The sequence below is a fragment of the Rhodothermaceae bacterium genome, assembly GCA_009838195.1.
In the GTDB taxonomy this organism is placed as follows: Bacteria; Bacteroidota; Rhodothermia; order Rhodothermales; family Bin80; genus Bin80.
This window is the reverse complement of record VXSC01000046.1, coordinates 1-7,011: the sequence shown is the minus strand read 5'-3', so window position 1 is coordinate 7,011 and position 7,011 is coordinate 1. Positions and strand designations below refer to the sequence as shown.

The 7,011-nt window shown below is 51.0% G+C and carries 5 protein-coding genes; 1 reads left to right on the top strand and 4 read right to left on the bottom strand.

Annotated features, from left to right (window positions below; all coding sequences use genetic code 11):
• Positions 1 to 89 precede the first annotated feature (89 nt).
• The 4 genes from fusA to hflB form a co-directional block, all read right to left on the bottom strand.
• Positions 90 to 2,195, bottom strand: coding sequence for an elongation factor G (fusA, locus tag F4Y64_10485; protein ID MXX98024.1), 2,106 nt, complete (start codon positions 2,193 to 2,195; stop codon positions 90 to 92).
• Between the two features lie 14 nt (positions 2,196 to 2,209).
• On the bottom strand, positions 2,210 to 2,677 hold the full coding sequence (gene rpsG, locus F4Y64_10480; protein ID MXX98023.1) for a 30S ribosomal protein S7: 468 nt from the start codon (positions 2,675 to 2,677) through the stop codon (positions 2,210 to 2,212).
• Between the two features lie 44 nt (positions 2,678 to 2,721).
• Positions 2,722 to 3,096, bottom strand: coding sequence for a 30S ribosomal protein S12 (locus tag F4Y64_10475; GenBank protein ID MXX98022.1), 375 nt, complete (start codon positions 3,094 to 3,096; stop codon positions 2,722 to 2,724).
• A 168-nt stretch (positions 3,097 to 3,264) separates the two neighbouring features.
• Positions 3,265 to 5,307, bottom strand: coding sequence for an ATP-dependent zinc metalloprotease FtsH (gene hflB, locus F4Y64_10470; GenBank protein MXX98021.1), 2,043 nt, complete (start codon positions 5,305 to 5,307; stop codon positions 3,265 to 3,267).
• Positions 5,308 to 5,756: 449 nt separating this feature from the next.
• Here hflB and F4Y64_10465 point away from each other — a divergent pair.
• Positions 5,757 to 7,011: hypothetical protein (locus tag F4Y64_10465; protein MXX98020.1), on the top strand; the 1,255-nt coding region annotated here is incomplete at its 3' end.

The window sequence follows — 7,011 nt, the reverse complement described above, 5'->3', positions numbered from 1 at the left end:
TCGTCCCCACGTTCACATGGGGCTTCGTACGCTGAAAAACTTCCTTTGCCATTGTATAGCTGAACTAAAAAGCTGGTTTATGTTGTTGTTTAACTTGCTTTACCGTAACTGGAGAGAATCACTTTCTCTGCCACTGATTTTGGTGCAGGTTCATACGATTCAAACTGCATCGTAAAGATTGCTCGCCCCTGGGTTAATGAGCGCATGTCGGTCGAATAACCAAACATTTCCGAGAGTGGAACCAATGCCTTAACGACACGGGCGCCCTGTCGCTGATCCATGGACATGATCCGTCCCCGACGACCATTCAGGTCACCGATTACGTCTCCCATATATTCTTCCGGCGTGACGACCTCCACTTTCATGACCGGCTCCATGAGGACAGGATTCGCCCGTCTGGCAGCACTTCGGAAAGCCATTTGGCCTGCGATTTCAAACGCATTTTGATCGGAATCTACTTCATGATGCTTCCCGTCAAGCAGCCTCACCTTAATCCCCTCTACAGGGTATCCTGCAAGTGGCCCGTGGTTGACTGCACTCTTGATCCCTTTCTGAACACTGGGAATAAATTCTTTGGGAATTGCTCCACCGACAACCTCGCTGACAAATTCAAATCCGACACCGCTCTCATTTGGAGCGATCTCCATCTCAACCACGGCAAACTGCCCCCGACCACCTGTCTGCTTCTTGTGGGTGTAGCGTTCGAGTACAGGTTCCCGGAAAGCTTCCCGGTATGCGACTTGGGGTTTCCCAACATTCGCTTCCACCTTGAATTCTCGACGCAGCCGGTCTACAATGATCTCAAGGTATAATTCGCCCATCCCTGCGATAATGGTTTGACCAGTTTCCGGATCAATGGTCACCTTGAATGTTGGATCTTCTTCCGCAAGTTTCTGCAAGCCGGTCGAGAGCTTGTCACTGTCTGCTTTGGTCTTGGGCTCAATAGCGATGCGGATCACTGGATCTGGAAAAACCATCTGTTCCAGAATTGCGGGAGCGCTCGGATCCGAAAGTGTATCGCCGGTCTTGACATTTTTGAGTCCCACCGCTGCTGCGATGTCACCGGCCTCGACCCGAGCAACATCTTCACGGTCTTTGGCGTGCATAAAGAGTAGTCTTCCGACCCGCTCTTTGCGTTCAGTTGTAGAATTGTAGACCTGTGCACCTTTCTCCAATGCTCCACTGTACACTCTAAAGAATGTGAGCTTACCGACATATGGATCGGTTGCAATCTTAAATGCAATCGCAGAGAATGGCGCATTCGCCTGAGGAGCACGCATCACCTCTTTTCCAGTATTCGGCTGAATCCCGGATACTGGCGAAATATCCGCAGGGCTGGGTAGGTAATCAATGACCCCGTCCAACAGGCGCTGAACTCCTTTATTCTTAAAAGCGGAGCCACAAAAGACCGGTGTAATATCCAGATTCAGCGTCGCTGATCGGACCGTCGAGCGAATTTCATCAGCGGTAATGTCTTCGCCTTCCAGATACTTCATGAGCAGATTATCGTTGTGCTCTGCCACAGATTCCAGAAGAAGAATTCTCCAGTGCCTGGCCTCCTTGCGGAGGTCCTTTGGGATATCAATGACATCCCATGTGGCTCCCTGGGTCTTGTCGTGCCATATGATGGCTTTGTTCGTGATGAGGTCAATCACCCCACGGAACATTGCACCAGCGCCGATGGGGATTTGTACCGGAACCGGGTTCGCCTTCAGGCGATCTTTCATGGAATTCAGGGCATTCACAAAATCCGCCCCCGTGCGATCCATCTTGTTGACGAACGCAATCCGAGGCACCCGATATTTGTTGGCCTGCCTCCATACCGTTTCGGATTGTGGCTCCACACCTCCGACCGCGCAGAAAAGTGCGACGGCTCCATCCAGGATCCGCAGGGAACGTTCTACTTCAACGGTAAAGTCGACGTGCCCCGGCGTATCAATGATATTGATCCGGTACTGATCGTCATTCTTGTTCCAGAAGCAAGTAGTCGCAGCACTGGTAATGGTAATACCCCGCTCTTTTTCCTGTTCCATCCAGTCCATAGTGGCTCCGCCATCGTGCACCTCTCCCATCCGGTGCAAGCGCCCGGTATAGAATAATACCCGCTCTGTTGTGGTCGTTTTGCCAGCATCAATATGGGCCATAATCCCAATATTGCGCATTCGACAAAGTTTTGAATCCTTGAGTGAACTCATTGGAATCACTGCCATTATATTCTGAAGTGAGTAAACGCTTTATTCGATTCTGCCATCCTGTGGGTATCGTCTTTCTTCTTGACTGCAGCCCCCTCCCCACGTGAGGCAGCATACAGCTCTGCAGCTAACCGATCTGCCATCGAGCGATCCGACCTTTTCGAGGCCTGTTGAATGATCCAACGAAAGGCCAATGCTGTTCGGCGCTCTGCCCGCACCTCGATCGGAACCTGATAAGTTGCCCCACCCACACGCCGGCTACGCACTTCCACCAGAGGAGCCACGTTCTCAACCGCCCGCTGGAAAATTTCCAACCCGGGCTCTCCTGAACGCTCTTCCACCTGAGCAAATGCATCATAAACGATCTTCCGGGCAATACTTTTCTTGCCATGGAGCATGACGTAGTTCACAAACTGCGCCACAAGTGGGTCACCGTATTTGGGATCCGGCGTTATCAAACGCCGCTCGGCTGATTTTCTACGCATGGTTCATGAACAACTGCACGCTGCAATTAACTGTCTAATTCTGATTATCTCTTCGGCCGCTTCGTGCCATACTTCGAACGAGATTGTGTCCGATCTTCTACACCGGACGTATCCAACGCACCACGTACAATGTGATACTTCACCCCTGGCAAATCCTTTACGCGTCCTCCACGAACCAGCACGATGGAGTGCTCTTGCAGATTATGCCCCTCACCCGGGATATAGGCGATCACCTCAATCTGGTTTGTCAGGCGCACCTTGGCGACTTTCCGCAATGCGGAGTTCGGTTTTTTCGGTGTTGTGGTATAGACACGCGTACATACCCCCCGGCGCTGCGGGTTTCCCTGCAGTGCGGCCGCCTTGGTCTTTCTGACCTTCGGATGGCGCCCCGTTCGAACAAGTTGCTGAATCGTTGGCACTTAACTATAAATTTCTCTTAAAATTTCTCTCAAAGCCTAGGTAGTGCTGCGAGACCTATATCGCAGGATGCCTAAGTCCAATTATTGTACAGCCTACCAATTTACGAAAATTTTAAAAAAAGTTCCAAATTTCTACATCTTTTTTGATTTTTTCAAAAACTCCTTCAATCAGGTGGAAACCTCTGCCCCCTCCCGTTCCTCAGCAGATTCTTCCTCGGTTTCTTTGCTCTCTGGAGTTTCCTTGCTCTCTGGAATGCCATTGAGCGACACGTACTCTCCAAACGGGCGCTCCCCCAGAACTCCTACCAAATCCCGCGGTCCCAGAACTTCTTTTTCTAAAAGGAGCTGTGCAAGCTCCTCCAGCCGATCCCCCTTCTCGCTCAGAAGATTCCACGCTCGTTGACGTATATCCTCAATCAATTCGCGTACCTCCTGATCAATCATGGAAGCCATCGTCTCTGAGTATGGCTTTTCGAACATAGGAGTTCCATCACGGCGGCGCGTCATATTGAAACTTACATGCCCAACTTTTGCGCTCATCCCGAAATCCACGACCATCGCATAGGCCGTCTTCGTGATGCGCTCAAGATCGTTCTGTGCTCCTGTGGAGAGCTGCCCGAATTTGATCTCTTCTGCAACCCGTCCCCCCATCATCATGGTCATCTGATCCATGAAGGCCTCACGCGTGGTAATGTATCGTTCATCCGGCAGGGACTGAGCATATCCTAATGCAGCAAGTCCCCTGGGGACGATGGAGACCTTGATTACCGGATCCGTATTGGGTAAATACCAACCTGCGATGGCGTGCCCCACTTCGTGGTAGGCAACAATTTTCTTTTCCTCCGGCTTAATTAACTTGTTTTTCTTCTCCAATCCCCCAATAACACGATCAATCGCCTGCTCAAAGTCTGTCATCTCTATGGCCTCTTTATCGAAGCGTGCAGCCAGCAGTGCTGCTTCGTTACAGACATTGGCGATTTCCGCACCCGCAAAGCCCGGCGTCTGCGAGGCTAGGGCTTCGGGCTCCACATCTTCGGCCAACACAAGGTCCCGGGTATGGACACGGAAAATCATCGCCCGTTCAAGTCGATCCGGCCGATCAATCAGAATTTGGCGGTCAAAGCGTCCGGGGCGAAGAAGTGCTGCATCCAAAACATCCGGCCGGTTAGTCGCCGCCATGATGATTACACCTTTGTCGGTGTTAAATCCATCCATTTCAACCAGGAGTTGATTGAGCGTATTCTCCCGCTCATCATTACCTCCCATCATCATACTGCGCCCCCGACTGCGGCCAATTGCATCGATCTCATCAATAAATACGATGCAAGGAGCTTTCTCTTTTGCTTTCTTGAAGAGGTCACGTACACGGGCAGCACCAACCCCTACAAACATCTCAACAAAATCACTGCCACTGATAGAGAAGAACGGTACGCGTGCTTCTCCAGCAACCGCCTTTCCCATCAGCGTCTTCCCGGTCCCGGGAGGTCCCACCAAGAGCACCCCTTTCGGAAGTACACCCCCAAGCTTTGTGAATTTTTTGGGCGTCTTTAGAAACTCGACCACTTCGGCTACTTCCTCCTTGGCCTCTGCCAGGCCTGCCACATCTTCAAATGTAACCGTTGGTTGTCCCAGAGACTCAAAAAGTACGGCTCTATTCTTGCCGATATTGAGCACCTGAGAACCTGGCCCGGCACGTCGAAGGATAAAGATCCAGAGGGCAAGAATGATTGCCAAAGGCAAGAGCCATGCAAGGGCTCCGCCAAACCAGTTATCTTGATACCTGACTTCATAGCTAAGCACCTGACCTTCCTCCTGACTGGCTCTTTGCTCTTCAAGAAATGCAATCAGGTCATGATTTGCCGTCTTTGTTGTAAGAAACGAGGCCGGATCTTCCGGGCTGCTGAGAAAACCCCGGTCTGTCTCAACCTCACGTCCAAGCGCCTGTACACCTGACTCACGCAGGGTTCCCGTGACCTGGCGATCGTTTTGGATTATGACTTTCTCCACATATCCCTGCTCTACATACTCCAGAAATGTACTGTAGGGGATGGCCTCTGGACCTTGGCGCCCAAATGAGAACAGGATGTTGACCAGGAGGAATCCGAGTAAGACCACATAGATCCACATGTAGCGCCCTCGACGCCTAGGCGAACGATCCAGTCGCTCAGACCTGTCAGTCTCTGGATTTTGATCTCGATTATCTGACCTCATGGAGGACTGTGAGGAATGCTTAGAGAATGGAATCATGGCAACGGATTTGTACGCACGCCAGTCTGCAACTGTTTCTCTGACGGCCGCAAAGAGATTCTATCGCAGTTATTGCGAAGAAAACTTAAATCTCAAACAGGAGAGAGCAGCATCGTCCCCGCCCTCAGATATCTGCAACTATTTCGTCACCCCAACAGACTTTACCTGATGCTGGACGGGGCATTTGTTCAGGGGTACTACATTTTCAAGCTCAACGATTCAACCGTTCCTTTCGTGGTTCGACAGATCGAGGCTTCGGTGATTTTGGTGGACGCTTCGCAAAGAATAATCTTCTGAAATCAACGCCAGTGATAAGTTTCCGTCTATAATGCTTTGAGCAAAAATATCATTATCTTCGAGCCCTCAAGTTCAGTTCTGAGGACAGAAGTCATTGTTCCAATAAATACTTTTCCGTGACACACAAAATGCAAATTATTCACTTTAAGCCAGTCACTTTTCGCGGCAGTGCCGCATTCATCCTGATCTTTGGCATGATGCTGATCGCACGTTGCGACAGCTCTTTTGTACCGGATGTAGAGCCTCCGCTTTCGAAGGTTCAAGGAAAGCGGATTGAAGCCGTGAAAGAATGGTATCACGCTGCCCTTTCCAAAGAGCAGAGCGCACCTCCGGTTTTGCCAGATGAGGCGGCGGGGAAGGTAGGTAATGACAGTACCGTTGCGGCCGTATTAGCTGCGATGGTTCGCAAGTATCCGCCGGACTGGGACAATATGGAGACATGGAGCGATGGGAAGGGTGGGTATCTTGCTGCCACGCTACTGGGAAGCAATGAATCGATGACCAGTCCATCGGACAGCCGGTTTTCGGTGATTCGTACCCTGGTTGCGGACGTAGATTCAGATGGGAAGATTCTTACAGGCCAATTGGTCGAATTTGTGGGTATCGGGCTGAAGGCATCCCTGTTTGAGGACTATGTGAAGATGTGGTTGGCGGGTGATTTTGACGATCTGCAGATCTTGGTCGCCGAATATTCAATTGGGTACGCGTCTACGCAGGCGTTTTTGTATAAGCCTGACGAGAAACCCCAATCAATCGGGATGAAGTTAGCCCGGAAAACGGTTGCGGGGAAGTCGGATACTGAGTGGATTTGTTGGATTGCGGATACCTCCGCAATCGCGGTTTGTGAGCCTTTTGGTGGTTGGGGGGAGTCCGATCCCGAGACCGAGGACTGTGTTGAGACGGAGACGATACATGTTTCATGTGTTGAATCGCCTGGTGGCGGCCATGATGATGGGGGCGATGATGGAGGAGATAGAGGCGGTGGGGGTGAAGATGAGGAAAATAGTGACCGAGATCGCAATGGTAGTAATGGCAATCGCTGCAGTTCGTGCAGCGGCGATGGTGATGAGGGCGGTGACGACACCGATGAAGATGAAGGAAACGAGGAGAGACTTAGATTGGTCTGCGATTCGTCCGTTCAGAGGGGAAGTGAGGGAGTTTGCGAGGTCACTTCAGAGAGTGATTCGATTTCCGTAGAATCATTTTCCTTCAATTGGTCTTCCAGTTTCGGAGCACATGGGACTGGATATTCCTGGAGGGGAATCGCGACGGAAACGGCCAGTATTACGGTCACTGCCTCCACCGGTTGGATACAAACGGACACTCGTTTGAAAAACAAAGTTCCACACACACTTCCCCCAATCTGCAGAA